General features: G+C 63.3%; 37 protein-coding genes. 2 read left to right on the top strand and 35 right to left on the bottom strand.

What is annotated here, in order from left to right:
- Positions 1-216: 216 nt before the first annotated feature.
- Positions 217-1,071, bottom strand: a complete 855-nt coding sequence (locus tag HF885_RS05730) for a pirin family protein (RefSeq protein ID WP_170103946.1) — start codon at positions 1,069-1,071, stop codon at positions 217-219.
- A 295-nt stretch (positions 1,072-1,366) separates the two neighbouring features.
- On the opposite strand from HF885_RS05730, the gene pyrE reads away from it, so the two are divergent.
- Both pyrE and pepT read left to right on the top strand, forming a co-directional pair.
- Positions 1,367-2,050, top strand: a complete 684-nt coding sequence (gene pyrE / locus HF885_RS05725; protein WP_170103945.1) for an orotate phosphoribosyltransferase — start codon at positions 1,367-1,369, stop codon at positions 2,048-2,050.
- A gap of 88 nt (positions 2,051-2,138) precedes the next feature.
- Positions 2,139-3,404: a peptidase T gene (gene pepT / locus HF885_RS05720; protein WP_170103944.1), complete on the top strand. Its 1,266-nt coding sequence runs from the start codon at positions 2,139-2,141 to the stop codon at positions 3,402-3,404.
- An 82-nt stretch (positions 3,405-3,486) separates the two neighbouring features.
- Here pepT and HF885_RS05715 read toward each other — a convergent pair whose 3' ends face one another.
- From HF885_RS05715 to rplC, 34 genes are all read right to left on the bottom strand, one after another.
- Positions 3,487-4,557 (bottom strand): glycosyltransferase family 2 protein, encoded by a 1,071-nt coding sequence (locus HF885_RS05715; RefSeq protein ID WP_170103943.1) that lies wholly within the window; start codon positions 4,555-4,557, stop codon positions 3,487-3,489.
- 157 nt (positions 4,558-4,714) lie between these two features.
- Positions 4,715-5,482 carry a hypothetical protein gene (locus HF885_RS05710; protein WP_170103942.1) on the bottom strand — a complete coding sequence of 256 codons (768 nt, stop codon included), beginning with the start codon at positions 5,480-5,482 and terminating at the stop codon, positions 4,715-4,717.
- A gap of 39 nt (positions 5,483-5,521) precedes the next feature.
- Entirely contained in the window at positions 5,522-6,544 is a 1,023-nt protein-coding gene (locus HF885_RS05705) for a putative manganese transporter (RefSeq protein ID WP_328804337.1), read from the bottom strand.
- A 278-nt stretch (positions 6,545-6,822) separates the two neighbouring features.
- Positions 6,823-7,716, bottom strand: a complete 894-nt coding sequence (truA, locus tag HF885_RS05700) for a tRNA pseudouridine(38-40) synthase TruA (protein WP_328804336.1) — start codon at positions 7,714-7,716, stop codon at positions 6,823-6,825.
- A 304-nt stretch (positions 7,717-8,020) separates the two neighbouring features.
- The gene (gene rplQ / locus HF885_RS05695) at positions 8,021-8,467 is read right to left on the bottom strand and encodes a 50S ribosomal protein L17 (RefSeq protein ID WP_170103940.1); all 447 of its coding nucleotides are present in this window, start codon (positions 8,465-8,467) and stop codon (positions 8,021-8,023) included.
- A 36-nt stretch (positions 8,468-8,503) separates the two neighbouring features.
- The gene (locus HF885_RS05690; protein ID WP_090863610.1) at positions 8,504-9,445 is read right to left on the bottom strand and encodes a DNA-directed RNA polymerase subunit alpha; all 942 of its coding nucleotides are present in this window, start codon (positions 9,443-9,445) and stop codon (positions 8,504-8,506) included.
- Between the two features lie 23 nt (positions 9,446-9,468).
- The gene (gene rpsD, locus HF885_RS05685; RefSeq protein WP_090863611.1) at positions 9,469-10,065 is read right to left on the bottom strand and encodes a 30S ribosomal protein S4; all 597 of its coding nucleotides are present in this window, start codon (positions 10,063-10,065) and stop codon (positions 9,469-9,471) included.
- Positions 10,066-10,083: 18 nt separating this feature from the next.
- Positions 10,084-10,488, bottom strand: a complete 405-nt coding sequence (gene rpsK, locus HF885_RS05680; RefSeq protein ID WP_090847730.1) for a 30S ribosomal protein S11 — start codon at positions 10,486-10,488, stop codon at positions 10,084-10,086.
- An 11-nt stretch (positions 10,489-10,499) separates the two neighbouring features.
- The gene (gene rpsM, locus HF885_RS05675; RefSeq protein WP_090847728.1) at positions 10,500-10,871 is read right to left on the bottom strand and encodes a 30S ribosomal protein S13; all 372 of its coding nucleotides are present in this window, start codon (positions 10,869-10,871) and stop codon (positions 10,500-10,502) included.
- A 15-nt stretch (positions 10,872-10,886) separates the two neighbouring features.
- Positions 10,887-11,000 (bottom strand): 50S ribosomal protein L36, encoded by a 114-nt coding sequence (gene rpmJ, locus HF885_RS05670; RefSeq protein WP_013252436.1) that lies wholly within the window; start codon positions 10,998-11,000, stop codon positions 10,887-10,889.
- A 144-nt stretch (positions 11,001-11,144) separates the two neighbouring features.
- On the bottom strand, positions 11,145-11,363 hold the full coding sequence (gene infA, locus HF885_RS05665) for a translation initiation factor IF-1 (protein ID WP_170103939.1): 219 nt from the start codon (positions 11,361-11,363) through the stop codon (positions 11,145-11,147).
- A gap of 135 nt (positions 11,364-11,498) precedes the next feature.
- Positions 11,499-12,302 carry a type I methionyl aminopeptidase gene (gene map / locus HF885_RS05660; protein ID WP_170103938.1) on the bottom strand — a complete coding sequence of 268 codons (804 nt, stop codon included), beginning with the start codon at positions 12,300-12,302 and terminating at the stop codon, positions 11,499-11,501.
- Positions 12,299-12,925 (bottom strand): adenylate kinase, encoded by a 627-nt coding sequence (locus HF885_RS05655; RefSeq protein ID WP_170103937.1) that lies wholly within the window; start codon positions 12,923-12,925, stop codon positions 12,299-12,301. The genes map and HF885_RS05655 overlap by 4 nt, the downstream gene beginning before the upstream one ends.
- Positions 12,926-13,138: 213 nt before the next feature.
- Positions 13,139-14,419, bottom strand: coding sequence for a preprotein translocase subunit SecY (gene secY / locus HF885_RS05650; RefSeq protein ID WP_170103936.1), 1,281 nt, complete (start codon positions 14,417-14,419; stop codon positions 13,139-13,141).
- Entirely contained in the window at positions 14,413-14,862 is a 450-nt protein-coding gene (gene rplO, locus HF885_RS05645) for a 50S ribosomal protein L15 (protein ID WP_090847718.1), read from the bottom strand. The genes secY and rplO overlap by 7 nt, the downstream gene beginning before the upstream one ends.
- Before the next feature lie 12 nt (positions 14,863-14,874).
- Positions 14,875-15,066: a 50S ribosomal protein L30 gene (gene rpmD / locus HF885_RS05640; RefSeq protein WP_170103935.1), complete on the bottom strand. Its 192-nt coding sequence runs from the start codon at positions 15,064-15,066 to the stop codon at positions 14,875-14,877.
- Positions 15,067-15,068: 2 nt separating this feature from the next.
- Complete coding sequence (rpsE, locus tag HF885_RS05635; protein ID WP_170103934.1) at positions 15,069-15,590, bottom strand: 30S ribosomal protein S5; 522 nt, start codon at positions 15,588-15,590, stop codon at positions 15,069-15,071.
- 11 nt (positions 15,591-15,601) lie between these two features.
- The gene (rplR, locus tag HF885_RS05630) at positions 15,602-15,970 is read right to left on the bottom strand and encodes a 50S ribosomal protein L18 (protein WP_154541525.1); all 369 of its coding nucleotides are present in this window, start codon (positions 15,968-15,970) and stop codon (positions 15,602-15,604) included.
- Positions 15,971-16,032: 62 nt separating this feature from the next.
- Positions 16,033-16,569, bottom strand: coding sequence for a 50S ribosomal protein L6 (gene rplF / locus HF885_RS05625; RefSeq protein WP_170103933.1), 537 nt, complete (start codon positions 16,567-16,569; stop codon positions 16,033-16,035).
- Between the two features lie 30 nt (positions 16,570-16,599).
- Complete coding sequence (gene rpsH, locus HF885_RS05620) at positions 16,600-16,998, bottom strand: 30S ribosomal protein S8 (protein ID WP_170103932.1); 399 nt, start codon at positions 16,996-16,998, stop codon at positions 16,600-16,602.
- 87 nt (positions 16,999-17,085) lie between these two features.
- A complete protein-coding gene (locus HF885_RS05615; RefSeq protein WP_090847706.1) occupies positions 17,086-17,271 on the bottom strand; it encodes a type Z 30S ribosomal protein S14 in 186 nt (61 codons plus the stop codon).
- A 60-nt stretch (positions 17,272-17,331) separates the two neighbouring features.
- The gene (rplE, locus tag HF885_RS05610) at positions 17,332-17,889 is read right to left on the bottom strand and encodes a 50S ribosomal protein L5 (protein WP_206109813.1); all 558 of its coding nucleotides are present in this window, start codon (positions 17,887-17,889) and stop codon (positions 17,332-17,334) included.
- Positions 17,890-18,221: 332 nt separating this feature from the next.
- Positions 18,222-18,536 carry a 50S ribosomal protein L24 gene (gene rplX / locus HF885_RS05605; RefSeq protein ID WP_235927321.1) on the bottom strand — a complete coding sequence of 105 codons (315 nt, stop codon included), beginning with the start codon at positions 18,534-18,536 and terminating at the stop codon, positions 18,222-18,224.
- Between the two features lie 14 nt (positions 18,537-18,550).
- Positions 18,551-18,919, bottom strand: a complete 369-nt coding sequence (gene rplN, locus HF885_RS05600) for a 50S ribosomal protein L14 (RefSeq protein ID WP_090845537.1) — start codon at positions 18,917-18,919, stop codon at positions 18,551-18,553.
- Between the two features lie 75 nt (positions 18,920-18,994).
- Positions 18,995-19,261: a 30S ribosomal protein S17 gene (gene rpsQ, locus HF885_RS05595; RefSeq protein WP_090845535.1), complete on the bottom strand. Its 267-nt coding sequence runs from the start codon at positions 19,259-19,261 to the stop codon at positions 18,995-18,997.
- Between the two features lie 16 nt (positions 19,262-19,277).
- A complete protein-coding gene (gene rpmC / locus HF885_RS05590) occupies positions 19,278-19,493 on the bottom strand; it encodes a 50S ribosomal protein L29 (protein ID WP_090845533.1) in 216 nt (71 codons plus the stop codon).
- Positions 19,494-19,498: 5 nt separating this feature from the next.
- Positions 19,499-19,924 (bottom strand): 50S ribosomal protein L16, encoded by a 426-nt coding sequence (gene rplP, locus HF885_RS05585; protein ID WP_170103930.1) that lies wholly within the window; start codon positions 19,922-19,924, stop codon positions 19,499-19,501.
- A complete protein-coding gene (gene rpsC, locus HF885_RS05580; RefSeq protein ID WP_090845529.1) occupies positions 19,924-20,634 on the bottom strand; it encodes a 30S ribosomal protein S3 in 711 nt (236 codons plus the stop codon). Before rpsC ends, rplP begins: the two co-directional genes overlap by 1 nt.
- Before the next feature lie 7 nt (positions 20,635-20,641).
- On the bottom strand, positions 20,642-20,995 hold the full coding sequence (rplV, locus tag HF885_RS05575; protein ID WP_170103929.1) for a 50S ribosomal protein L22: 354 nt from the start codon (positions 20,993-20,995) through the stop codon (positions 20,642-20,644).
- Positions 20,996-21,012: 17 nt separating this feature from the next.
- Entirely contained in the window at positions 21,013-21,273 is a 261-nt protein-coding gene (gene rpsS / locus HF885_RS05570; RefSeq protein ID WP_090845525.1) for a 30S ribosomal protein S19, read from the bottom strand.
- Between the two features lie 30 nt (positions 21,274-21,303).
- A complete protein-coding gene (rplB, locus tag HF885_RS05565) occupies positions 21,304-22,140 on the bottom strand; it encodes a 50S ribosomal protein L2 (protein ID WP_170103928.1) in 837 nt (278 codons plus the stop codon).
- 136 nt (positions 22,141-22,276) lie between these two features.
- Positions 22,277-22,582, bottom strand: coding sequence for a 50S ribosomal protein L23 (rplW, locus tag HF885_RS05560; RefSeq protein WP_090845521.1), 306 nt, complete (start codon positions 22,580-22,582; stop codon positions 22,277-22,279).
- On the bottom strand, positions 22,582-23,208 hold the full coding sequence (gene rplD, locus HF885_RS05555) for a 50S ribosomal protein L4 (RefSeq protein WP_170103927.1): 627 nt from the start codon (positions 23,206-23,208) through the stop codon (positions 22,582-22,584). Before rplD ends, rplW begins: the two co-directional genes overlap by 1 nt.
- 43 nt (positions 23,209-23,251) lie before the next feature.
- Positions 23,252-23,872, bottom strand: a complete 621-nt coding sequence (gene rplC, locus HF885_RS05550) for a 50S ribosomal protein L3 (protein WP_170103926.1) — start codon at positions 23,870-23,872, stop codon at positions 23,252-23,254.
- Positions 23,873-24,329 lie beyond the last annotated feature (457 nt).

The following is a 24,329-nucleotide window of genomic DNA, read 5'->3' as shown; positions in this document are numbered from 1 at the left end:
GATGCCCTGCTTCCCAAGCTCATGTCCGGCGAAATCGACGTCTCGAAGGTCGACCTCACGCAGCCAAATAGCCATTTACCAGATTTCGGGGGGGACATCTGGAAAGATTGTTTGCACGCTTGTTCTACTGTCGCCAGACACCTCACGCATCGGGGGAGAACTACCGCAGTACGAAAAAGGACGCTCACCACCTTTATACGTCCCGCAGTCGTTCTCTCACTCGCCCGCGTACTCCGCGGCCTGCTTCACAAACGTGCCATCCTCAAGCTCGCCAAACGCGTCGAGAAGCTCCTCCTTCGTGTTCATGACGATGGGGCCGTACCACGCGACCGGCTCGTCCAGCCGCACGGACGACATAAACAGCACCTCGGCCGGCTCGTCCAGGGCCTCTATGGTCACGGTGTCGCCGTCACCCAGCTTGACTGCGTTCTTCTCGGCCACTTTGTGGCCAGATATCGTCGCGCCGCCCAGCAACGTGAACGCCATGACGGAGCGCGCGCCCGGGACGTCCAGCGTGATCGAGGCATGCGGGTCAAGGTGGATGTCGTAGTAGTCCAGCGGCAAGTATTTGCCCTGGTAACCATGGGCGTCACCGTAGGTACCCGCCACAAGGCGCAGCGTGCCGCCCTCAAACGGGAACTCGCGGATCTCGTCGCGCGTGATGCCGTGGTAGCTGGGCGGGGCGGTGAGCTTGTCCTTCGCGGGCAGGTTCAGCCATAGCTGTACGCCCAGCAGGCGCTCCGTCGCCTGCGGCATCTCGGAGTGAAACGCGCCGGAGCCCGCGGTGAGCCACTGCGCCTCGCCGTCGGTCACCGTGGCCTTCGTGCCCAGGTGGTCCTCGTGCACCATGGCGCCGCGGGCGATGAACGTGACGGTCTCGATCCCGCGGTGCGGGTGCATGGGAAAGCCGGCGCGGTAGTCTTCGGGGTCGGTCGAGTCAAACGAGTCGAGCATGAGGAACGGATCGTAGGTGTCGGTGGTGTTCGCACCAAGCACGCGCACGAGGCTGACGCCGGCGCCGTCCGTGGCACGAACTCCCTTGAGCGTGTGAGTTACCTTCCTGAGCTGCATGTTCTTCTCCCGTCAGCCCCTTGCGGGGCGGGTCGTGCGCGCTGCGCGGGCGCGCCGGTTGGTCTGCGTTAGGCTCAGTCTCCCCCGCGCGGTATGCAATTGATACTTAGTGCATAACATTTACATAGGCGGCGCGAGGCGTCAGGTCGGACGTTGCGGCCGTGGGGCGGAAGCCGCGGCCCAAACGCGCCGCCACCGAGCGCGTGGCCGAGAAGGACGGCGGCGCCGGTCGCGGGCTTTTTCGGGCGCCCCTGCGCTACCATGAGTGCGACGCCTTCGACGAGAGGAGAGGCCAATGGAGGCCTACAAGCAGGAGTTCATCGAGTTCATGGTTCAGAGCGACGTGCTGAAGTTTGGCGACTTCACGCTCAAGAGCGGCCGCAAGTCCCCGTTCTTCATGAACGCCGGCGCGTATGTGACGGGCGAGCAGCTCAGCCGCCTGGGCAAGTACTACGCGCAGGCGATCCACGCCAACTTTGGCGACGACTTCGACGTGGTGTTTGGCCCGGCGTACAAGGGCATCCCCCTGGCCGTGGTGACGGCCATCGCGTATCACGAGCTGTATGGCAAGGAGGTGCGCTACTGCAGCGACCGCAAGGAGGTAAAGGACCACGGCGCGGACAAGGGCCAGCTCCTGGGCTACGAGCTGCATGACGGCGACCGCGTGGTGATCGTGGAGGACGTGACCACGTCAGGCAAGTCCATCGACGAGACGTACCCCAAGCTGAAGGCCGCCGCGGACGTGCAGGTCGTGGGCCTGATGGTGTCGCTCAACCGCATGGAGGTCGGCAAGGGCGGCAAGGTCACCGCCCAGCAGGAGATCCAGGAGCGCTACGGCTTCCCCGTCGCGTCGATCGTGACCATGGCGGAGGTCGTGGACGCGCTGTACGACCACGAGGTCGAGGGGCGCGTGGTGATCGACGACGCCCTGAAGGCGTCCATCGACGCATACTACGAGAAGTACGGCGTCAAGGAGTAGCAAGACGTCCGCAGGCTTTGGGCGGGGCGCAGCCGGCGTACGACGCACCGGCACGCGCCCCGCAGCCATGTGAAAGGAAGGACCCCGCATGAGCGACGTTCTAGACCGCTTCCTGCGCTACTGCGCGGTGCCGTCGCAATCGAACCCCCTGACGGCCGACGATGTGCCCTCCACGGCAAGCCAGCTTGACATGGCAAACGTCGTGGCCCGGGACCTGCGCGAGCTTGGCGCCCAGGACGTGACCGTGACGCCAAGCGCCTACGTGACGGCGCACTGGCCCGCGAGCGCGGGCGCAGAGGAGCTGCCGGCGCTTGGCCTGTGCTGCCACCTGGACACCGCGTGGCAGACGTACGGGGACCCCGTGCGCCCGCAGGTGAGGCGCTACGAAGGCGGAACCCTGGCCATCGGGCGCGGTCGCGACGGGCGCGAGGTGTCCATAAGCCCAGACACGAACCCGCAGCTCGAGCACATGGTGGGCTGGGACCTGGTGACGAGCGACGGTACGTCGCTTTTGGGCGGCGACGACAAGGCCGGCATCGCCATGGTGGTGTCGCTGCTTGCGCGGCTGCGCAAGGACCCCGCGCTCCCCCACCCGCGGCTGGCAGTCGCCTTTGTCCCGGACGAGGAGATCGGCCATGGGGCGGCCCTTCTCGACCTGCGGGAGTTTGGCGCGGGCTTTGGCTACACCATCGACGGCGGACCCCTGGGCGAGTTCTGCTACGAGACGTTCAACGCCGCGGAGGCAAAGGTGCGCGCAAGCGGGACCTCCGTGCACACGGGCACGGCGAAGGGCATCATGGTGAACGCGTCCGAGGCCATCATGAGGTTCCACGCGATGATCCCCGCGCAGGAGCGGCCGGAGTACACCGAGGGCCACGAGGGCTTCTATTACCTCGAGCGGATGGAAGGCAACTGCGAGGAGGCGCGTGCCGACTACATCATTCGCGATCACGACCAGGCGAAGGTGGAGTCTCGCAAGGACGTGATGCGGCGCGCCGTGGACCTTGTGAACCAGACGTACGGCGGCGGGCGAGAAGTGCTGACCATCCAGATCGAGGACCAGTACCACAACCTGGCGGACGTGGTGACGCGCCCGGAGCACAGGCACCTGATAGAGAACGCCCGCACCGCGTACGCGAAGGTGGGGCAGGAGATGCGCTGCGTGCCCATGCGCGGCGGGACGGACGGCAGTCAGCTGAGCTTTAGGGGCTTTGCGTGCGCGAACCTCTCCGCGTGCTACTACAACGCGCATGGCGTGCGCGAGTTCGTGCCCGTGCCGGAGCTCGAGGCCATGGTGGACGTGCTGCAGGAGCTGGCGGCGCTGTACGCCCGGCCGCAGGCAGGCGCACGGTAGCAAGGCGCCGGGCGCCCGTCCTTGGGATGCATGGGACGGGCGCCCGGCGCAGCACGGGCACTGGCGGCGGCCTGCTTTGGGCCTAGCGGTTGGCCTTCAGCGTCGCGAACACCTTGGTGTTGTGGCGCTTCACGAACGAGATGAACTTGCCCTCCTGGTAGGCCAGGGCGGCGTTGCGCTGCTTGATGGGAACGAGCATCGCGGCCATCATGCGGGAGCGCGGGCGCGCCGCGACCACCGCGATCTGCGCGCGCTCGCTGTTGATCATGGCGTCGATCTGGGAGAGCTTGTCCTTCTCGCTCAGCTCGCACTTGGGGTTGCATACGTTCTCGATGCAGCCTACGAGGCGCTCTATGTAGCGGCGCTGGATCATCTCGTTGCTGGCGGCGTCGCCGGACAGGCCCCAGTGGCGGTAGAGGTCGAGCATCCAGGTGTGCTCCTCCTCGCGCTTCGCGTACATGTCCGGGCGCCAACGGGCGGTCTCGGACTCGCTGCGCTGGCGGATGAAGTGGTAGTACGGGCGGGACATGACGCCCACGCGCTGCACGTCGCGGATGAAGTCGAGCACGAAGGGGAAGTCGTCCCAGAACGTGGGACGGAAGCGAATGCCCAGGCGCTCGATGCGCTCGCGCAGGAACAGCTTGTTCCAGGGCGGATACAGCTGGTTCTGGTCGAACAGGCGAAACGCCGCCGCGCGGAACTCCTCCTGCGTTTGGTACACGGCGTCGGCGCACGCCTTGAGCTCCGTGGTGTGCTCGCCCGCGCTGCCGTAGTACGTGTCGATGTAGAAGCCCGAGATGGCAAGCTCCAGGCGGTTCTCCTGGGCAAACGCGTACATGTCCTCCAACATGCCCGGCTCGACCCAGTCGTCGGCGTCCATGAACATGACGTACTTCCCGCGCGCACGGTCGAGCGCGTAGTTGCGGGCCGCCGGGGCGCCGCCGTTCTGGCGGTGGTACACCGTCACGCGGATGTCACGCCCTGCGATGGAGTCCAGGATCTGCCCGGTGCGGTCGGTGGAGCCGTCGTCCACCACCAGGAGCTCGAAGTCGCGAAACGTCTGGTGCTGCAGGCTCTCGACGGCGCGCCGCACATACCCGTCCACGTTGTACGCCGGCATGATGACCGAAATTCCAGGCGTGTGAGGATCCATTCCGCAAGCTCTCCAAACGACGATTGGGCGACCGCGCCGCACGACGCGGCGGAAAAGTGCTGCAGGTCGAATTATCCCCTACCGTGCCTGGCGTCGTGTGGTGGAGCGGTGGAGTTCAATAACTGCACAAACCGCGGGGCAGGCCGGCGCGACGACGCTACGCCGCGGGCACCATGATTCCGATGTCCACCCCAAGCTGCGCGGAGTTCAGGACCGACCAGTTGCCGCCCGCGCCATCCGCCTCCTGGCTCGCCGGCGCGTCCATGCGCTTCAGGTTGTTCACGCCGATGGACTGCACCAGCTCGGCCACGTCCATCAGGTCGCCGGTGCTCATGTCCGTGTTGATGCTGTACAGCAGGTCGGCACCGTGGCTCATAAGCGCGCTCACGCCGGCGCCCTTGTAGCTCTCGATCTTGTCCCACACGTCATTCGAGGCCAGCATGGCGTGGGTCATGCGCAGGTTCGCGGCCGTCGCCAGCGGCACGATGCACGCGGACGCGCCGGAGCCGGAGTACAGGTCCTGCAGGCGCACGTCAGCCTTGCCGTCGTTCACCTTGGTGTCCAGTGGGATGGTCACGAGCGTGCCCTTGCGCGCCGTGGCGTCCAGGCTCAGGATCTGGGCCTTCGTGAGCTTGGGCGACTTCGCGTTAACGTCGTCCACCGTGAGCACCAGCACGTTCGTGAAGGAGTCCTGCGACACGGTATAGCCGTCCGGGCTCGTCACCTGGCCCTGTGCCTGGAGCGACTTGCTCAGGGACTCGTTGCCCACGCTGATGGGCTTTTGTGCCTTCGCCCACAGCGTGCCCAGCAGCACCACCAGAAGCACGCCCACCGCCACCAGCACCGCTATGGCGATGGCGTTGCGATACGGACTGTAGCGAGGGACGTCCGTGCGCTCGAACCTCTCGCGCTGTCTAAATGGCATGCTTCCTCCCCAGGGCCGAATGCGCCCGAGGGCGCCCTATCAGAAGATGATACCTAATCCCGCGACCACAAGACCCAGAACTACGCCCACCACGTACACGAACGCCGTGATGACGAGGTTCTGCCGCATGTCGCGGTTGGTGCGGAACAGCACGAGCAGGCCCATGCCCCCAGAGACCAGAAGGCCGGCCATCATGGGGCCCGCCGCGAGCGACCCCTGCAGGTACAGCTGGGTGATCGCCACGGAGGCGCCGCAGTTGGGGATGAGCCCGATGAGCGCGGCGAGCATGGTGGCGCGCACGGGGTGGCTTCCCAGCACCTGGGCGATGGCGTCGGTGCCGGCCGCCTCGATCACGAAGCCAAACACCAGCGTCACCAGGAAGATGAAGAACGTGACCTCCGCCGTGTGCACCAGCGCGCTGCGCACGATGTGCCACACGCGACGCCCGTGCGACGTGCCATGGCCGTGGTCGTGCGCATGGCCATGGCCGTGAGCTTCGCCATGCGCCGCAGCCGCGACGGCGTCTTTCTCGCCCGCGGCGCCCGCTTCGGGCGAGAAGAGCGCGCCATCCGCGTCCGAATCTATCTCCCCGCAGTCGCAGTGGGCGGCCTCGCACAGCTCGGCGATGTGCGCGTGCCCGTCGCCCGCACGGTGCAGCGCGCGCAGCACGACGTCGACCGCAAGCCCCACGAGCATGCCCGCGACCACCTTGAAGCCGATGATCGCGAGCATGCGGCCCGCCGGCTCCGCATGCGCCACGAACACGGGAATCATCTCGTCGGACGTCGCGAGGATGACGGAGACGAGCGTGCCCGCCGACACCACGCGCGCCGCGTACAGCGTGCCGGCCATCGCGGAGAAGCCGCACTGCGGCAGCGCGCCCAGCAGGGCGCCCACGATGGGGCCGGACTTGTCCGCACGCGCGATGATGCGCTCCGTGCGGCCGCCGGCCGTGTGCTCGAGCGCCTCCATCGCAAGGTAGGTGAGAAAGAGGAACGGAATCAGCTCTAGCGTGTCGTGCACGCTGTCCAGAAGTACGTCCATTATGATGCCTGGCGTCACGTGTGCTCCAAACTGTTTACATCTTTATGTCCAATGCAGCGCCGCCGGAACGTCCACATCGTCCCGTACCAACATATGAGCAGATGAACATATGTATTTACCTGCGCTTTTGTCGTAAAACGCGGAGTGCATTATACCCAAGGCGCGCAACGTGCGCCTTGGGCAAGAAAACTTCACACACGCTATTTTGAGTCGGCATGCATCGGACGCCAGCGCGGGGCGCATGGGCGCCGCGTTGGCGCGCAGGCCGCGCCGCCCGGACGCCGGCTACGGCTTGGCTACCTCCACGCCTCGAGCGCATCCGCGGGATAGTCGACCCGTTCGAACACGAGCCCCCTCGCCGGCGCCGTCGGTCCGGCGGCCGATCGGTCCCGCGCCGCAAGCGCGCCCTCGAGCCACGCGGTGTCGCGATGCCCGCGCCCCACCTCCACGAGCGAGCCCACGATGATCCTTACCATGTTGTGAAGGAACGCGTTGCCCGTCACGTCCACGGCAACAAGCTCCTCTCCCGCCTCGCGCACGCGGCTCACGCGCACGGAGGAAAGGCAGCGGCACGTTGATCGCCCGTCCGCCTCGAGCAGGTGCGCAGACGTCGCCTTGCAGAAGCTGCGGAAGTCATGCTCCCCCACAAGCACCTGAGCGGCCGCGTGCATCGCGTCCGCATCCAGCGCGGGCACGCTGCGCAGCCACCACGCGTGGCCCCATGCCAGCACGGGACGCGCCGGACCGCAGCAAATGCGATAGCGGTACGAGCGCTGCGTCGCATCAAACCTGGCGGAGAAGTTCTGCCCTCCCCGTCGGATCCCGCGTATGGAAAGGTCGTCTGGCGTAAGCGCAACAAGAGACGCCGTCAGACGCCGCGCCGGGCGCAGCAGCTCCTGCGCGGTCACCGGCACGCTCACCACCTGCCCAAGAGCGCTTACGCCCGCATCCGTGCGGCCCGCGCACTCCATGTCAACGTCACGCCTCAGCAGCGTCTGCAGCGCCCGGCGAAGCTCCCCGGCAACGGTGCGCTGGCCCGGCTGCTCCGCGTATCCGGAAAATCCCTCGCCGCGGTAGCCCAGCGTGATCGCAAGGGTCCCGGCAACCTGATCGCTTGGCAGCGCCGGCTCCCTCGTCGGCTCGATGTCGCCCGCGCAGATGCCGCCCCGTGCCATGTCTTCGCGTTCCACGTCTGGCTCCGTTTCCTCCCAAGCGCAATCCGCCTCTGCACAATAGAAGCGATTGTAAGGCCATATTCGGCCCGTTCCAAAGTTAGCGTAAAGATACACGTCTTTCGTGCGAAACAACCGTCATTCGGCACCAGGTTCCGTCAGAGAGCCACAAGGTGGGAATGTGTCGGTCATCGCGCAGCCATCAGGCGGCATGCCAAGCACTTCTCGCCAATGCGCCATGCGCCTTCGGCAAGGCTTCGTAGCAAAAAGGGGCCCGCGCGTGCGAGCCCCCCGGCAAAGCTATGTGCGATGTGGCGACAGCCTACTCCTCGGTGGTCTCCTCGGCAGCAGCCTCCTCGACCGGCTCCACCTTGGTGACAGTGGTCTCGGCCTTGGCGCCCTTCACCGGCTCGGTCACGAGCTCGATGATGACGACCTCGGCTGCGTCGCCCTTGCGGGGACCAAGCTTCATGATGCGGGTGTAGCCGCCGTTGCGGTCAGCCCACATGCCCTGAGCGGCCTTCTCGAAGACCTCGCGCACGACCTCCTTGTCGCCGACCTTGGCGATGGCAAGACGGCGGGAGTGCAGGTCGCCCTTCTTGGCCCACGTGATGACCTTGTCCACGTCGGGACGGATGGCCTTGGCGCGAACGTCGAGGGTCTTGATGCGGTCGTTGGCGAGGAGGGAAGCGACGAGGCTCCTCTTCATGGCCTTGGTGTGGCTGGCATCGGTGCCAAGCTTCATGCCACGCTTCTTGTTGTGTCTCATGGTCTAGATACTCCTAAGTGAAACTTGCGACTTGTCCTAGGCCTTGAGGCTAAGACCCATGGATTCGAGCTTGTCCTTGACTTCCTCGATGGACTTGACGCCAAAGTTGCGGATGTTGAGCAGGTCGTTCTCGGAGAACTCCACCAGCTGTCGGACGGAGTGGATGCCGGCGCGCTTGAGGCAGTTGTAGGAGCGGACGGAAAGGTCCAGGTCCTCGATCTGCTTGTCAAGCTCCGTGTTGTCCTCGACCTCGCCGGTGGCGAAGATGGAGGTGTCCTCGGCGGGCTCCTCCTCGTCAGCCAGGCTCATGAATGCGTTCATGTGCTGGTCGACGATGTTTGCGGCCTCGACCACCGCGTCGCGCGGCGAAACGGAGCCGTCCGTCTCGACCTCGAGGATCAGACGGTCATAGTTGGTGTGCTGGCCAACGCGGCAGGGCTCGACCGTCTTGGCGCAGCGGCGCACGGGCGAGAAGAGCGAGTCCACGTGGATGATGCCGATGGGGTCGCCCTCGCGCTCGTTGTCGTCGCCGGACACGTAGCCACGGCCGACGCCGATGCGCATCTGCATCGTAAGGTGAGCACCCTCGCCCAGCGTGCAGATGACGTGGTCCTTGTTCACGAGCTCGAACTCGGCCGGAACGTGGAAGTCCCCGCCGGTGACGGTGCACGGGCCGTCGATGCTGACGGTCGCCGTGGCCTCGTCGCCGGTGCCCATGCTCTTGAACACCAGGCCCTTGACGTTCAGGACGATGTCGGTGACGTCCTCGTAGGCGCCCTCGACGGTCGTGAACTCGTGCTGCACGCCATCAATCTGGATGGCCTCGACTGCCGCTCCCTCAAGGGACGACAGGAGAACGCGGCGAAGAGAGTTTCCGAGGGTATCTCCGTAGCCACGCTCCAGCGGCTCCGCGGTAACGCGGGCGAGATTCTCGGAAATCTCCTCGACCGACACCTGCGGTCGGATGAATTCGGACATGAAAACCTCCTACCGGTCCAGACTTACTTGGAGTAGAGCTCGACGATGAGCTGAGCGTCAATGTCAAGGTCGATCTGGTCGCGGACGGGGAGCTGCAGGACGGTGCCCTGGAGCTTCTCGATGTCCACCTCGAGCCACGCGGGAACCGCGACGTGCTCGGAGGAGATCAGGGCCTCCTTGATGGGGAGAAGGTCCTTGTACTTGGGGGCGACGGCAACGACATCGCCGGCCTTCACCTGGTAGGAGGGGATGTCGACGCGGTGGCCGTTCACGGTGATGTGGCCGTGACGGACGGTCTGACGGGCCTCCTTGCGGGTGCGAGCGAATCCAAGGCGGAAGATGACGTTGTCAAGACGGGACTCGAGGATGGTCATCAGGTTGTCGCCCGTGATGCCCTCGACCTTCTTGGCCTTGTCGTAGTAGCCGCGGAACTGCTTCTCCAGAACGCCATAGATGAACTTGGCCTTCTGCTTCTCGCGGAGCTGCTGGCCGTACTCGCTCTCCTGGCGACGACGACGCTGGTGCTCACCGCGATTGCTCTTCTTGTTGTAGCCCATGGTCACGGGCTCGATGCCGAGCTGGCGGCACCTCTTGAGGACAGGGGTCCTATCAACTGCCATTGCTACTGTCCTTCCTTACTACACGCGACGACGCTTGCACGGACGGCAACCGTTGTGCGGAATGGGGGTCTTGTCCTGGATGCCCGAAACCTCGAGGCCGGCGGCCTGGAGGGAACGGATTGCGGTCTCGCGGCCGGAGCCGGGACCCTTCACGAACACAGCGACCCTGTGAAGGCCGTGCTCCATGGCTGCCTTGGCGCAGGCCTCAGCCGCGACCTGGGCGGCAAACGGGGTGGACTTGCGGGAGCCCTTGAAGCCGACGGTGCCACCGGACTGCCAGGCGATGACGTTGCCCTGGGGGTCGGTGATGGAGATGATCGTGTTGTTGAACGTGCTCTTGATGTGAGCCTGGCCCACAGCGATGTTCTTGCGGTCGGCGCGACGGACGCGCTGGGTGCCGCGCTGGTTCTTCTTCTGTGCCATTTATCTACTCCCTACCCGCGCTTCTTTGCACCGATCTGACGCTTCTTGCCCTTGCGGGTGCGAGCGTTGGTGTGGGTGCGCTGGCCGTGGACAGGAAGGCCCTTGCGGTGACGGAGGCCGCGGTAGCAGCCGATCTCCATCAGGCGGGCAACGTTCTGACGAACCTCGCGACGGAGGTCGCCCTCGGTGGTGAAGTTCGCGTCGATGTAGTCGCGAATCTTCGTCACGTCGTCCTCGGTGAGGTCCTTGACGCGGGTGTCGGGATTCACGCCAGTCTCAGCGCAGATCTTGGTAGCGCTGGTCTGACCGATGCCATAGAGATACGTAAGACCAACCTCAACGCGCTTCTCGCGGGGAAGGTCAACGCCGTTGATACGTGCCAACTTCGAGCTCCTCTCTTAGCCCTGACGCTGCTTGTGGCGAGGGTTCTCGCAGATCACGTAAACCTTGCCATGGCGACGAATGATCTTGCACTTGTCGCACATCTTCTTGACCGAAGGACGTACCTTCATTTTGCGTTTCCTTTCGGTAGTTCTAACACGAACTGGTGTTGCTCGACGCCTCAGGTGGTGCTAAGACGCCTCTATGTACTCGCCCAGCCGCAGGCGTGAATATCCAAGGCCGGATGCGCCCATGCGGACGCACGTCCACAAGGACTACTTGTAGCGATAGGTGATGCGACCCCTCGTGAGGTCGTACGGGGAAATCTCCACCACGACCTTGTCTCCCGGCAGGATGCGGATGTAGTTCATCCTGATCTTGCCCGAGATGGTGCAGAGGATCGTCTTTCCGTTCTCAAGCTCAACGTTGAACATTGCGTTGGGAAGGGGTTCGATGACCTTACCTTCCAGCTCGATTCCGCCTTGCTTTGCCACCTTGCCTACTTTCTCCCTGTGAATCACAGCGACTGAATATCATACATAAATCAACACAGCACGTCCACGACGCACTGATCGATTCATCTTTGGTGCACATATCGCCAGGCGAGAAGAGCCCGGCGCCGTGCTCCCCTATTCCTCTGAACCCACTTTGCCGCCTTGCATGCGGCACCACGGGCCAAACGAATCCTGGGTCAGGATGACGGGGCCATCCTTGGTGATGCCGATCGTGTTCTCGTAGTGCGCGGCCGGCAGTCCGTCGTCGGTCACGACGGTCCAGCCGTTCCGCCGCACGTGGGTCTGCGCAAGCCCCAGCGTAAGCATGGGCTCGATGGCGATCATCATGCCTACCTGCAGCAGGACCCCCCTGCCCTTCTTTCCGTAGTTCGGGACGTTCGGGTCCTCGTGCATCGAGTGGCCCACGCCGTGACCCACGTAGTCGCGCACCACGCCGTAGCCGTTCTTCTCGGCCTTTGACTGGACTGCGTACCCAACGTCGCCAAGGCGATTGCCGGGCACTGCCTGCTCTATTGCGTCCTTGAGGCAGTCCCGCGCACACTCGCACAGCCCCTTCACCTGGTCCGAGACCGTGCCGACGTAGAACGTCCACGCGTTGTCTCCGGCCCAGCCGGCCTTGTTCGCGCCCACGTCCACGGAAATGATGTCGCCGTCGCGAAGGAACACCTCAGGAGACGGAATGCCGTGCACGACCTCGTCGTTGATGGAGGCGCAGATGCTTCCCGGGAAGCCGCCATAGCCCTTGAAGCCGGGCTTGGCGCCGTTCTGCCTGATGAACCCCTCGACCGCCTGGTCAATCTGCTTCGTGCTCGTCCCCGGCTTGGCCAAGGACCCCGCAAGGCGCAGCGCCCTCTTGGAGAGGTCGCCTGCGCTTGCGCGGTACGTGTCCATGTCCAGCTGGGACTTGATGTGGATCATAGTCCAAGGAGCACCTTGACGTCGGCGTACACCTCGTCGACGGGACGGTCTCCGTCAACCTCCTTAAGGATGCCATGCTCGCGGTAGTAGCCAACAAGCGGGGCGGTCTGGCTCTCGTAGGTGTCCAGGCGCTTCTTGATGGTCTCTGGCTTGTCATCGTCGCGCTGGTACATCTCGCCGCCGCAGCGGGGGCAGACGTCCACGCCGGCGCCGGCGGTATAGCCGCAGGAACGACACGTGCGCCTAGAGCTCAGACGCTTGATGATCACGTCGGCTTTCACGTCCACAAGAAGCGCCGCGTCAAGCGCGATGCCCATGCCGGCAAGCTCCTTGTCCAGAACCTCGGCCTGCGCCGTGTTGCGCGGGAAGCCGTCGAGGATGAAGCCCTTCTGCGCGTCATCCTGTGCAAGACGCTCCTTCACCAAATCGATCACCAGCTGATCGGGAACGAGCTTGCCTGCGTCCATGTACCCCTTGGCCTCTACGCCGAGCTTGGACTGGGCCTTGACGGCCGCACGAAGCAGGTCGCCCGTCGAGATGTGGGCCACGCCGTAGTCAGCGACGAGCTTCTGTGCCTGAGTTCCCTTGCCAGCGCCAGGGGCGCCGAGAAGGACGATCTTCATGGGTTTCCACCTTTCGCATAGCGTTGCGCCGTACCTCTCTCGACGCACCAACAACCCTAGTCTAGCCCCTAAGCAGGGCTCACGTTGCTTGCAACTTGAGAATTGGCCTCGCGTTCTGGCAGACGGAGCGCCTGCACGGCCTCCACACGTAAAGGAGGAGGGGGCCCGAAGGCCCCCTCCTTGTATGGTTGCGCGTTCTACGCAGTCCGAAGGCTATTTGAAGAAGCCCTCGTAGTTGTGCATCTTCAGCTGGCTTTCGAGCTGAGAGATCGTGTCCATGGCCACGCCGACCATGATCAGAACCGAAGTTCCGCCAAAGGACTGCATCAGGGTGTTGCCCGTGATGGAGAACAGGATGGAAGGAACGACGGCCAGCACTGCCATGAAGAGTGCACCCGGGAGCGTGATGTGATCAAGCACGCTCTTGATGTACTCGGCGGTGGCGTTGCCGGGGCGCACTCCCGGGATGAAGCCGCCTGCCTTGCGAAGCTGGTCGGCGGTCTCGTCGGGGTTGAACACCATAGAGGTGTAGAAGTACGCAAAGAACACAATGAGGAGAACGGAGAGCACCCAGTTCACCCAGCCGGAGGCAAGCGCATTCGCAACGAACTGAATCCACCCCACGTTGGGGAAGAAGACCGCAAGCTGCGCCGGCAGGTAGAGAAGCGCGGACGCGAAGATGATGGGCACGACACCTGCCGTGTTCACCTTGATCGGCAGGTAGGTGGACTGTCCACCCATAATCCTCCTGCCAACGACCCTCTTCGCATACTGAACCGGGATGCGACGCTGACCACGCTCGATGTAGACGATCACGGGGATGATCGCAATCATCACGAGAACGGTAATCAGCGTTATGACAGCTCCCGTGCTCGAGGTCTTGACCGAAGAGATCAACGCAGAGGGGAGGCCGGCCATGATGTTCGCGAAGATGATGAGCGACATACCGTTGCCGATGCCACGCTGCGTGATGACCTCGCCAAGCCACATGATGATTATGGCACCGGTAAGAAGCACGCCAACGATCACGATGTCCTCGATGAATTCGGGGAACCCGAGCTGGGAGAAGTCGATGCCGTAGCTCTTAAAGAGGAAGAGGTAACCGATCGCGTTGATGAGCGCGAGGCCAATCGTAAGGTAACGCGTATACTGCGTGATCTTGCGCTGACCGGACTCTCCCTCCTTCGCAAGCTCTCCAAGGGAGGGAATGACAGCCTGGAACATCTGCAAAATGATCTGCGCGGTGATGTAAGGCATGATTCCGAGGCTGAAGACGGAGACGCGGGAAAGGGCGCCACCAGAGAACAGGTTGAGCACCGCGATGGCACCGCTACCGGCGGCAGCCGTCTGGAACGCCTCGAGCATGCTCGCGAAGGGCACGCCCGGGGCGGGCAGATAGGCACCAAAGCGATACAGGGCGAGGATCCCGATGGTAATCAGAATCTTCTTCCTGAGCTCCGGAATGCGGAACGCATTTGCGATTCCCTTTAGCACGCCTGCTCGACCTTTCCTCCAGCCGCCTCAATCTTGGCCTTGGCGGAAGCGGAGACCTTGTCGACCTTGACGGTGAGCTTCTTGGTAATCTCGCCGTCGCCGAGGACCTTGACGGGGATGTAGTCGTGCTTGATGACGCCCTTGGCCATCAGGGACTCGCCGTCGACGGTCTCGCCGTCGGCGAAGAGAGCCTCGAGTCGAGCAACGTTCACGGGAGCGTACTCGACGCGGTTGTGGTTCACGAAACCAGGAAGTTTCGGAAGGCGCATCGCGAGCTGGGTCTGGCCACCCTCGAAGCCAGCGCCCTTGCCGCCGCCGGAGCGGGAGAGCTGACCATTGGTGCCGCGACCAGCGGTGGTGCCGTGGCCAGAAGAGTTGCCGCGGCCGATGCGCTTGCGGGACTTCTTGGAGCCCTCCGCGGGGCGAAGATCATTGAGCTGCATTTGGTTGACTCCTTAGTTCTCTTCAACCTCAACAAGGTGCTTGACCTTGAAGATCATTCCACGAACGCTCGGGTTGTCGGGCAGCACGGCGACGTCGCCGATCTTGCGGAGACCCATGGCGAAGCAAGTCCTCGTCTGGTCCTTCTTGACCGACGCGACGGCGCTGTGGACGAGCTTGACAGTGAGCTTCTTCTCGTCTGCCATAGTTAGTCCTCCTTACCGTTGAACATCTCGCTGACGGTAAGGCCACGACGCTCGGCAGCCTGCTCAGGGCTGGAGAGAGACTTGAGGCCCTCTGCAGCAGCCTTGATGATGTTGAGAGCGTTGTCGGTACCGAGCGACTTGGAGAGCACGTTGGTGATACCAGCGAGCTCGAAGAGCGGACGGACGGGGCCGCCGGCGATGACGCCGGTACCCTCGATAGCCGGCTTGATCAGAACATGGCCGGCGCCGAAGTGGCCGTCGACGGGGTGAGGAATCGAGCCACCGGCGGTGACGGGAACCTTGAACATGTTCTTCTTTGCATCCTCGACGCCCTTCTGGATTGCCAGAGGGACCTCGGCGGACTTACCCTGGCCAAGGCCAATGTTGCCCTTGCCGTCACCGACGACGACGAGAGCGACGAGCGACATGCGATGGCCGCCCTTAACGGTCTTGGAAACACGGTGGATGTAGACTACGCGCTCCTGAAGATCGGAGTCATTCTGGCGCTTACGATCACGTGGCATTCAAATTCCTCCTAGAACTTCAGGCCCGCGGCACGGGCACCGTCTGCCAGAGCCTGGACGCGGCCGTGATAGATGAAGCCACCGCGGTCAAACGTGACCTCGGTAACACCCTTCGCGACGGCGCGCTCCCCGATGAGCTTGCCGACGAACTCCGCAGCCTCCTTGTTGGAGCCGATCTTGCCGGTCTCCTTGAACTCGGGGCTCAGGGTAGAGGCGGAGCAGATGGTCTTGCCATCCTGGTCGTCGATGACCTGGGCGTAGATGTGAGCGTTGGTACGGTGGACGCTCAGACGAGGACGCTCAGCGGTGCCGAAAACCTTGGCGCGAACGCGGCGCTTACGGCGCTGAAGGCTCGCACGCTTAGCCTGGTTCTTGTTCATACCTTCTCCTTCAATCGCCATCACCTGACGGGGTGATGGTCTTATCTATGGCCTAGCGAAGACTACTTACCAGCCTTGCCGAGCTTCCTACGAATGTGCTCGCCTTCGTAGTGGATGCCCTTGCCCTTGTAAGGCTCGGGCGGGCGCTTGGCGCGGACCTCGGCGGCAACCTGGCCGACCTGCTCCTTGGAGATGCCCTTGACAACGATGTGGGTGTTGTCGGGGACCTCGAAGGAGATGCCCTCGGGGGCATCGACGAGGACGGGGTGAGAGTAGCCGAGGGAGAGGTCGAGACCAGTGCCCTTGAGAGCGGCACGGTAGCCGACGCCGGTCAGCTCGAGCTTCTTAGAGAAGCCCTCGGAGACGCCGATCACCATGTTGTGGATGAGGGTGCGGGTGAGACCCTGCTGAGCGTTCGACTCAGTGGACTCGTCGTTGCGGGTAACGAGAACCTCGGAACCCTCCTGAGCGATGGTCACCAGGTCGGAGAAGGTGCGAGTGAGCTCGCCCTTGCCGCCCTTGACCGAAACGGTGGTGCCATCGATGGTCACAGTAACACCAGCGGGAACCGTGACAGGCTTCTTACCAATACGAGACATTGTCTCCTCCTATCTAGATTCGTCCGTTGGTTACCAGATGTAGCAGATGACCTCGCCGCCGATGCCGAGCTTGCGAGCATCGCGGTCGCACATCATGCCCTTGGAGGTGGAGATGACGGCAGTGCCGAGACCACCCTGGACACGCGGCATCTCAGCTGCGGTGGTGTAGATGCGAAGGCCAAGCTTGGAGATGCGACGGATGCCGCGGATGACCTTGGCGTGACGGGCGCCATACTTGAGCGTGATGTGGAGGGTCTTCTGAGGCTTGGTGTCCTCGACCTCGTAGCTCTTGATGTAGCCCTCCTCGCAGATGACGCGAGCGATCTCAACCAGGACCTTGCTCGAGGGCATAGAGACCTCGGACTTGCCGGCAGAGTTAGCGTTGCGGATGCGCGTCAGCATGTCTGCGATGGGATCAGTAACCTTCATTGATTCCTTCTCCTTCGTTAGTGATGAAACTGCGCGTTTGGTTCATCCAAGCCCGTAGCCAGGATGCCTAAACGCCAGAGCCCTTTGCTACCAAGAAGCCTTGGTGACGCCAGGGAGCTCGCCCTTGCTCGCCATCTCGCGGAAGCAGACACGGCAGAGACCGAACTTGCGATAGACGGAGTGGGGTCGGCCACAGCGCTGGCAACGGTTCTGCTTGCGCGTCGAAAACTTCGGCTCGCGGTTCGCCTTGACGATCATCGATGTCTTAGCCACAAATCCTCCTTCAGGAAGAGACCCCGGCACCCCGCCGGGGTGTTTGACAAACTATATTGACTAGTCCTTCTTGAACGGGAAGTGGAAGGCCGCGATGAGCGCCCTGCCCTCCTCGTCAGTCGGGGCGGTGGTCACGATGGTGATGTCCATGCCGCGGGTGTGATCGATCTTGTCGAAGTCAATCTCGGGGAAGATCAGCTGCTCGGTGACGCCCATGGAGAAGTTGCCGTGGCCGTCGAAGGACTTGCTGCTGATGCCGCGGAAGTCGCGGATGCGAGGGATTGCGATGCAGATCAGGCGGTCCAGGAACTCGTACATGCGGTCGCCGCGCAGGGTAACCTTGGCGCCGATGGCCTGGCCCTCACGCAGGTGGAAGGTTGCGATGGACTTGCGGGCGTGGGTGACCATGGGCTGCTGGCCGGTGATGGCGCGAAGGTCGGAAACGGCACCCTCGATGGCCTTGGAATCGGTCGCGGCCTCGCCGACGCCCATGTTCACGACGATCTTCTCGATCTTCGGAATCTGGTTGACATTCTGGTACTGGAACTTCTTCTGCAGCTCGTCGCGAATCTCGGAGACGTACATCTCCTTAAGACGAGGAACGTACTTGTCTGCCATGTGGCACTCCTCACTCATGGGGTTTTAAGTGCGGGGTTGGTCCTCGCACCTCCTGGTCCCTGTGACCAGGAGCCGTGCGCCCGTTCCAGAGACATACCCATCCCGTTCATAGAGACGCAAGGTCAAATATTACGTGTTCGAGAGGTAAATTTCCAGCACGAACTGGTCTGCGGCAAATCTCCGCATATCAGACACTATTTCAGAGGCGGCATCCACTGGCACCGGCCGCCCTTATCCCCGATTTCGCAAGGGCGCCCGAATAATCGTTTGTCGCACAGAAAAGGGACCCGTCCGGAGACGGGTCCCTTGATATCGCTCTTGGCGAGAAGGGACTAGAACTTGGCGCCGCACTTCTTGCAGACGCGTATCTTCTTGCCGTCCTCCTCGGCGTGGCCGACGCGAGTAGCCTTGCCGCAGGTGGGGCACACGAGGGCGACGTTGGACACGTCGATCGCGGCCTCCTTCTCGACGATGCCGCCCTGCTGGTTGGCCTGGGTCGGGCGCTGAGCCTTCTTCACGACTGCAACGCCACGAACGACAACCTTGCCCTCAGAGGGAAGGGCCACGATGACCTCGCCGCGCTTGCCCTTGTCCTTGCCGGACAGGACCTCGACCTGGTCGCCCTTCTTAACGTTCATCTTTGCCATTCGTTCTCACTCCCCTACAGCGTCTCGGGTGCGAGCGAGACGATCTTCATGTACTTGTGATCGCGCAGCTCGCGTGCCACAGGCCCGAAGATACGGGTGCCCTTGGGCTCGCCATCCTTGTTGACCAGGACGCAGGCGTTCTGGTCGAACTTGATGTAGCTGCCGTCCTTGCGGCGGGTCTCCTTGGTGGTGCGGACGACAACGCAACGAACGATATCGCCCTTCTTCACAGAACCGCCCGGCGTAGCCTCCTGCACGGCGCACATGATGACGTCGGCGAGGCCAGCATAACGGCGCTTGGAGCCACCCATGACCTTGATGCACTTCACGCGCTTAGCGCCACTGTTGTCAGCGACGTTGAGCATGGTCTCCATTTGGATCATTGCTGTTCCTCCATACCTGCCCGCAAGAGGTGCGCGCTTGTGCGCGCACATTGTCGGACGGGGTGAATACGATCGTTACTTTGCCTTCTCCACGATCTCCACGACACGCCAGCGCTTGGTCTTGGACATGGGACGGGTCTCCATGACGCGGACGGTGTCGCCAAGGCCACACTCGTTCTTCTCGTCATGGCAGTGGAGCTTCTTGCTAATGGTCATCATCTTGCCGTACTTGGGGTGGTGCTTACGGTAGGTGATCTGAACGGTGACGGTCTTGTCGCCAGAGAGGGAGATGACCTCACCGGTGCGGACCTTACGTGCGTTCCTGCTTTCGGTATCTGCCATTTCTTATCTCCTGCGACTAGTTCTGCGCAGCGGCGTTGTCCGCTGCGATCTGACGAGCGCGCATCTCGGTCTGGATGCGGGCAATGTCACGCTTGACGACGCTGACGCGGGCCGTGTTGTCCAGCTGGCTGGTAGCCATCTGGAAGCGAAGGTTGAACAGCTCTGCGCGGCCATCCTCGAGCTTCTGAGCAAGCTCCTCGTCGGAGAGCTCTCGAATATCCTTGTACTTCATGTTGACTACTCCTCCACGTCCTGCTCGGCGCGGGTGATGATCTTGGTCTTGATCGGCATCTTGTACTGAGCAAGACGGAGCGCAGCCTTTGCGGTTGCCTCGTCGACGCCGTCGATCTCGTACATGACGCGACCCGGCTTGACAACGGCCACCCACTCCTCGGGGTTGCCCTTACCCTTACCCATGCGGGTCTCGGCCGGCTTCTTGGAGATCGGCTTGTCGGGGAAGATGGTGATCCACATCTTGCCGCCACGCTTCATGCGACGGACGATGGCGACACGGCCGGCCTCGATCTGACGGTTGGTGATCCAGTGACGCTCGAGCGCAACAAGACCCCACTTGCCAAAGTGCAGCTCGGTGTTGCCCTTGGCCTGACCCTTCATGGAGCCGCGCTGTACCTTACGGTGAAGGACTCGCTTAGGAGCCAGCATTAGCGACCCCTCCTCTCGTTACGGCGACGGGGACGGCTGGAGCCCTCAAGCGCCGGGTTGGGCGCAGGCTGACCAGGCATCTTCTCGCCGAGATAGATCCAAACCTTAACGCCGCAGGCACCCATGGTGGTGCGGGCGGTAGCCTCGCCGAAGCCGATCTTGGCGCGCAGGGTGTGCAGAGGCACGCGGCCCTCGCGGGACCACTCGCGGCGGCCCATCTCGGCGCCGTTCAGGCGGCCGGAGCACTGGATGCGGATGCCCTTGGCGCCGGCCTTGCGGGCGGACTGGATGGCCTTGCGGACGGCACGACGGAAGGCGATGCGGCCCTCGAGCTGCTCGGCGATGGACTGGGCCACCAGCTGGGCGTCGAGCTCCGGACGCTTGATCTCGATGACGTCGACGGAGATGTTGCCCTTGGAGACGCCGGCCATCTTCTCGAGCTCGGCACGCAGGGCGTCGATCTCGGAGCCCTTCTTGCCGATCACGATGCCCGGACGGGCGGTGTAGATGATGACCTTGACCTTGTCGCCGGCACGCTCGATGTCGACGCGGGACAGCGCTGCGCTCGCAAGCTTCTTCTCGAGGAACTTGCGGATCTGCATATCGTTGCCAAGGTTCTTGGCGTAGTCCTTCTTATCGGCGTACCAACGGGAACGCCACTCCTCGGTGATGCCGAGACGGAAGCCGGTAGGCTGTACTTTCTGACCCATACTTCCCCTACGCCTCCTTTCGAGGTGCAACGACGACGGTGATGTGGCTGGTGCGCTTGTTGATGCGCGAAGCGGAGCCCTTGGCACGCGGGCGGATGCGCTTCAGGGTCGGGCCCTCGTCCACGTAGGCAGCCTTGATCACGAGGTTGTCGGAACGAAGGTTGTTGTTGTTCTCGGCGTTGGCCACCGCGGAGCGGAGAACCTTCGCGACGGGCTCAGCGGCCGCGCGGGTCGAGAACTGGAGAAGCTCGAGTGCCTGCTCCACGGACTTGTTGCGAATCTGGTCGACGACCATGCGTACCTTGCGCGGCGCCATGCGCACGTACTTAGCGGTGGCCTTGACCTCGTTGTTGTTAGCCATTTACTCCATACCCCCTGTTAAGCCTGCTTGTGACCACGGAAGGTGCGGGTGGGGGCGAACTCGCCCAGCTTGTGACCGACCATGGACTCGGTGACGTATACGGGGACATGCTTGCGGCCGTCGTGGACGGCGATCGTGTGGCCGACCATCTCGGGGAAGATGGTGGAGGAACGCGACCAGGTCTTCACGACCTCCTTCTTGCCAGCCTCGTTCATCGCGGCGACACGCGCAAGGAGGCGAGTCTCCACAAACGGGCCCTTCTTGAGACTTCTGCTCATTCTTGGAATCTCCTAATGTTCGTGTTCCGGTTACTTCTTGTTGCGACGACGGATGATGAGGCGGTTCGAGGCCTTCTTCGGGTCGCGGGTCTTGAAGCCCTTGGTCGGCTTGCCCCAAGGCGTAACGGAGGGACGACCGGAGGTGTGGTTCTTGCCCTCGCCGCCGCCGTGCGGGTGGTCGACGGGGTTCATGACGGTACCACGGACGGTCGGGCGCACGTTCATGTGACGGTGACGACCGGCCTTGCCGATCACGATGTTGCCGTGCTCGGCGTTGCCCACGACGCCGATGGTGGCACGGCAGGTGAGAAGGACGCGGCGAAGCTCGCCGGAGGGCATGCGGAGCGCCGCATAGCCGTTGTCCTTACCCATGAGCTGGACGGAGGTGCCGGCGGAACGAGCCATCGCGGCGCCCTTGCCAGGCTGGAACTCGACGTTGTGCAGCAGGGTACCGACGGGGATCTCGGAGAGAACCGTGCAGTTACCCGGCTTGATGTCGACGTCCTTGGTGCCAGAGACGACCACGTCGCCCACGTGCAGGCCCTCGGGGGCCAGGATGTAGGCCTTGGCGCCGTCGACGTAGTGGAGCAGGGCGATGTTCGCGGTGCGGTTCGGGTCGTACTCGATGGTCGCGACCTTGGCCGGCACGTCGTCCTTCTGACGCTTGAAGTCGATCTTGCGATACTGGCGCTTCACGCCGCCACCCTGGTGACGGGTGGTGATGCGGCCGTTGTTGTTGCGGCCGGCCTTCTTGGGCAGGGGCTCGAGGAGGGACTTCTCGGGCTTGTCGGTAGTGATCTCCGCGAAGTCGGAGATGGTCTGCCAACGCCTGCCGGCGCTCGTTGCCTTCAGATGTCTAACTGCCATTACTGCTTCCCTTTCTTGTCCGTTGGCCGGTGTGCCCGGGAATGGCACGCCGACACCGGATTACCACGGTACCGCGCGTATCCATCATGCGCGGCATGAAAGCCCGGCCTCCTGGGAGGCGCGGGCGAAAAACCACTTACTCCTCAGCAGCTGCCTGCTGGTTGGCGAAGACCTCGATCTGCTCACCCTCGGCGACGGTGACAACGGCCTTCTTCCAGGTGCGGGTCTTGCCGGTGACGTAGCGGACGCGCTTGTTCTTCGGCTTCACCCACATGGTGTTGACCTTGAGGACGTGAACGTTGAAGAGCTTCTCGACTGCGTCGGCAATCTCCTCCTTCGGAGCCTTGGCGGCAACCTCGAAGGTGTACTTGCCCTGGGACATCAGGTCGAACGAACGCTCGGAGACGACCGGGCGGATGATGACGTTATAGATGGAGTTCATTACGCGAGCACCTCCTCGAGCTGCTTGGCAACCGCGGCGGACATGACGAGGGCGCCATTGTCGAGCAGGTTGCGGGTGTTGGACTCGGAGACACCGATCACGTTGACCTTCGGGAGGTTCCTGAAGGCGAGGTAGGTGTTGATGTCCTCGTCGTCGACGACGACGGTCACGCGCTTGCCGTCGAGGGCAAGGGCGCTCAGAAGAGCGACGGCCTGCTTGGTCTTGGGGGCCTCGAACTTCAGCTCGTCCACGAGCACGAGCTCGCCGTCAGCGAGCTTGCCGGAGAGGACGGAGCGCATGGCGAGCTTCTTCTCCTTGTTGTTGGCGCGCTTGGCGTGGCTGCGGACCTGGGGCCCGAAGATGACGCCGCCGCCGACCCACTGGCCAGCGCGGATGGAGCCCTGGCGGGCACGACCGGTGCCCTTCTGGCGCCAAGGCTTGACGCCGCCGCCGGAGACCTCGTGGCGGTTCTTGACGGAGTGGGTGCCCTGACGCAGGGAGGCCTCGTAGGCCACGACGACCTGGTGCACCACGGGGATGTTCGGCTCAATGCCGAAGACGTCGGAGGAAAGCTCGACCTCGCCGGCCGCCTTCCCCTCCACGTTCTTAACTTCGATCTTGGACATTAGTCCTCCTTGTTAGCCTTAGGGTGTGATTACGAACGGGCCCTTAGGCCATGCGGATCGAAACGAGAGCGTTCTTGCCGCCGGGGACAGCGCCCTTGATGAGCATGAGGTTCTGCTCGGCGTCGACACGAACGAGCTTCAGGTTCTTGACGGTGACACGCTCGTTGCCCATGTGGCCAGCCATGTGCAGGCCCTTGCGGACGCGCGCGGGGTAGGCGCACTGGCCGATGGAGCCCGGCTCGCGCTGGTTGCGAGAACCGTGGGCCATGGGGCCGCGGGAGAAGTTCCAGCGCTTGATGGTGCCCTGGAAGCCCTTGCCCTTGGAGGTGCCGGTGACGTCGACGGTCTGGACCTCAGCGAAGTCGGCGACGGTGACCTTCTCGCCAGTGGCGTGCTCCTCGCCCTCAGCGACGCGAACCTCGCGCAGGTAGCGCATGGGCTCGACGCCTGCGGCGGCAAAGTGGCCGGCCATGGGCTTGTTCACGTGCTTTGCGGAGATGTCTCCGAAGCCAATCTGGACGGCGTCATAGCCGTCAGTTGCCTTCGTCTTGACCTGCGAGACGGTGCAGGGGCCAGCGAGGACGACGGTGACGGGCACGACGTTGTCGTCCTCATCCCACACCTGCGTCATCCCGAGCTTGCGGCCGAGGATAGTGTTGACCATTCCTGGTCCTTTCCTTCGGTGGTCATGGGACCTTAGAGACGCATCCTGCGACTCTCCCCAGCGGACCACATCCAACGAGTGCCGTGCGGACATGTCGCCGCCTCGCGGGCAGGCGCCCCCTCACAGGTCGGGGACGAGCGATTTGGACGGCATGAGCCATAAAAACACAGCCTGACTAGTGTACACGCTCGGGACCGTGGTAAGCATCCACATTTTTTGCGCCACAATCCCTGCAAAAATCGCAGGCCAGAAGGCGAGAAGGGCGTCGGCTGCCGCTCGGGTGCAACACCGAGAATTCGCGATAGGCGCCACGAAAGCAGCGTTTGCCCATGGCACCGGCCGTCTTGCTTATCGCCAGCGGCGCAAGACGTCTCGCTTGTCGCGATGCGGAGAGTTTTGCGCAATACGGATGCGAAGTCGCTGCAAGTGCCGTGCGGCATGATGTGGCGCTACTACG

It is taken from the genome of Parafannyhessea umbonata, from assembly GCF_012844235.1.
Taxonomy (GTDB): Bacteria; Actinomycetota; Coriobacteriia; order Coriobacteriales; family Atopobiaceae; genus Parafannyhessea.
The sequence above is the reverse complement of the archived record's forward strand: the minus strand, read 5'-3'. Positions and strand labels throughout refer to the sequence as shown.

Bases quoted from the DNA above. Each gene is read 5' to 3' on its own strand.
- rplC (WP_170103926.1), bottom strand. From the start codon at position 23,872: ATGGTCAACACTATCCTCGGCCGCAAGCTCGGGATGACGCAGGTGTGG.
- rplQ (WP_170103940.1), bottom strand. From the start codon at position 8,467: ATGAGACACAACAAGAAGCGTGGCATGAAGCTTGGCACCGATGCCAGC.
- rpmD (WP_170103935.1), bottom strand. From the start codon at position 15,066: ATGGCAGACGAGAAGAAGCTCACTGTCAAGCTCGTCCACAGCGCCGTC.
- rpsH (WP_170103932.1), bottom strand. From the start codon at position 16,998: ATGAAGGTTACTGATCCCATCGCAGACATGCTGACGCGCATCCGCAAC.
- rplE (WP_206109813.1), bottom strand. From the start codon at position 17,889: ATGGCAGACAAGTACGTTCCTCGTCTTAAGGAGATGTACGTCTCCGAG.
- HF885_RS05715 (WP_170103943.1), bottom strand. From the start codon at position 4,557: ATGGATCCTCACACGCCTGGAATTTCGGTCATCATGCCGGCGTACAAC.
- rpmJ (WP_013252436.1), bottom strand. From the start codon at position 11,000: ATGAAGGTACGTCCTTCGGTCAAGAAGATGTGCGACAAGTGCAAGATC.
- map (WP_170103938.1), bottom strand. From the start codon at position 12,302: ATGATCCACATCAAGTCCCAGCTGGACATGGACACGTACCGCGCAAGC.
- rplF (WP_170103933.1), bottom strand. From the start codon at position 16,569: ATGTCTCGTATTGGTAAGAAGCCTGTCACGGTTCCCGCTGGTGTTACT.
- rpsQ (WP_090845535.1), bottom strand. From the start codon at position 19,261: ATGGCAGATACCGAAAGCAGGAACGCACGTAAGGTCCGCACCGGTGAG.
- rplP (WP_170103930.1), bottom strand. From the start codon at position 19,924: ATGCTGGCTCCTAAGCGAGTCCTTCACCGTAAGGTACAGCGCGGCTCC.
- pyrE (WP_170103945.1), top strand. From the start codon at position 1,367: ATGGAGGCCTACAAGCAGGAGTTCATCGAGTTCATGGTTCAGAGCGAC.
- HF885_RS05730 (WP_170103946.1), bottom strand. From the start codon at position 1,071: ATGCAGCTCAGGAAGGTAACTCACACGCTCAAGGGAGTTCGTGCCACG.
- rplD (WP_170103927.1), bottom strand. From the start codon at position 23,208: ATGTCCAAGATCGAAGTTAAGAACGTGGAGGGGAAGGCGGCCGGCGAG.
- rplR (WP_154541525.1), bottom strand. From the start codon at position 15,970: ATGAACAAGAACCAGGCTAAGCGTGCGAGCCTTCAGCGCCGTAAGCGC.
- rplW (WP_090845521.1), bottom strand. From the start codon at position 22,582: ATGAACTCCATCTATAACGTCATCATCCGCCCGGTCGTCTCCGAGCGT.
- HF885_RS05655 (WP_170103937.1), bottom strand. From the start codon at position 12,925: ATGAAGATCGTCCTTCTCGGCGCCCCTGGCGCTGGCAAGGGAACTCAG.
- rpsE (WP_170103934.1), bottom strand. From the start codon at position 15,590: ATGCCACGTGATCGTAAGCGCCAGAATGACTCCGATCTTCAGGAGCGC.
- rplX (WP_235927321.1), bottom strand. From the start codon at position 18,536: ATGGCAAAGATGAACGTTAAGAAGGGCGACCAGGTCGAGGTCCTGTCC.
- rplV (WP_170103929.1), bottom strand. From the start codon at position 20,995: ATGGCTAACAACAACGAGGTCAAGGCCACCGCTAAGTACGTGCGCATG.
- rplN (WP_090845537.1), bottom strand. From the start codon at position 18,919: ATGATCCAAATGGAGACCATGCTCAACGTCGCTGACAACAGTGGCGCT.
- rpmC (WP_090845533.1), bottom strand. From the start codon at position 19,493: ATGAAGTACAAGGATATTCGAGAGCTCTCCGACGAGGAGCTTGCTCAG.
- rpsS (WP_090845525.1), bottom strand. From the start codon at position 21,273: ATGAGCAGAAGTCTCAAGAAGGGCCCGTTTGTGGAGACTCGCCTCCTT.
- HF885_RS05710 (WP_170103942.1), bottom strand. From the start codon at position 5,482: ATGCCATTTAGACAGCGCGAGAGGTTCGAGCGCACGGACGTCCCTCGC.
- rplO (WP_090847718.1), bottom strand. From the start codon at position 14,862: ATGCAGCTCAATGATCTTCGCCCCGCGGAGGGCTCCAAGAAGTCCCGC.
- rpsK (WP_090847730.1), bottom strand. From the start codon at position 10,488: ATGGCACAGAAGAAGAACCAGCGCGGCACCCAGCGCGTCCGTCGCGCC.
- pepT (WP_170103944.1), top strand. From the start codon at position 2,139: ATGAGCGACGTTCTAGACCGCTTCCTGCGCTACTGCGCGGTGCCGTCG.
- rpsD (WP_090863611.1), bottom strand. From the start codon at position 10,065: ATGGCAGTTGATAGGACCCCTGTCCTCAAGAGGTGCCGCCAGCTCGGC.
- rpsC (WP_090845529.1), bottom strand. From the start codon at position 20,634: ATGGGTCAGAAAGTACAGCCTACCGGCTTCCGTCTCGGCATCACCGAG.
- rplB (WP_170103928.1), bottom strand. From the start codon at position 22,140: ATGGCAGTTAGACATCTGAAGGCAACGAGCGCCGGCAGGCGTTGGCAG.
- HF885_RS05690 (WP_090863610.1), bottom strand. From the start codon at position 9,445: ATGTCCGAATTCATCCGACCGCAGGTGTCGGTCGAGGAGATTTCCGAG.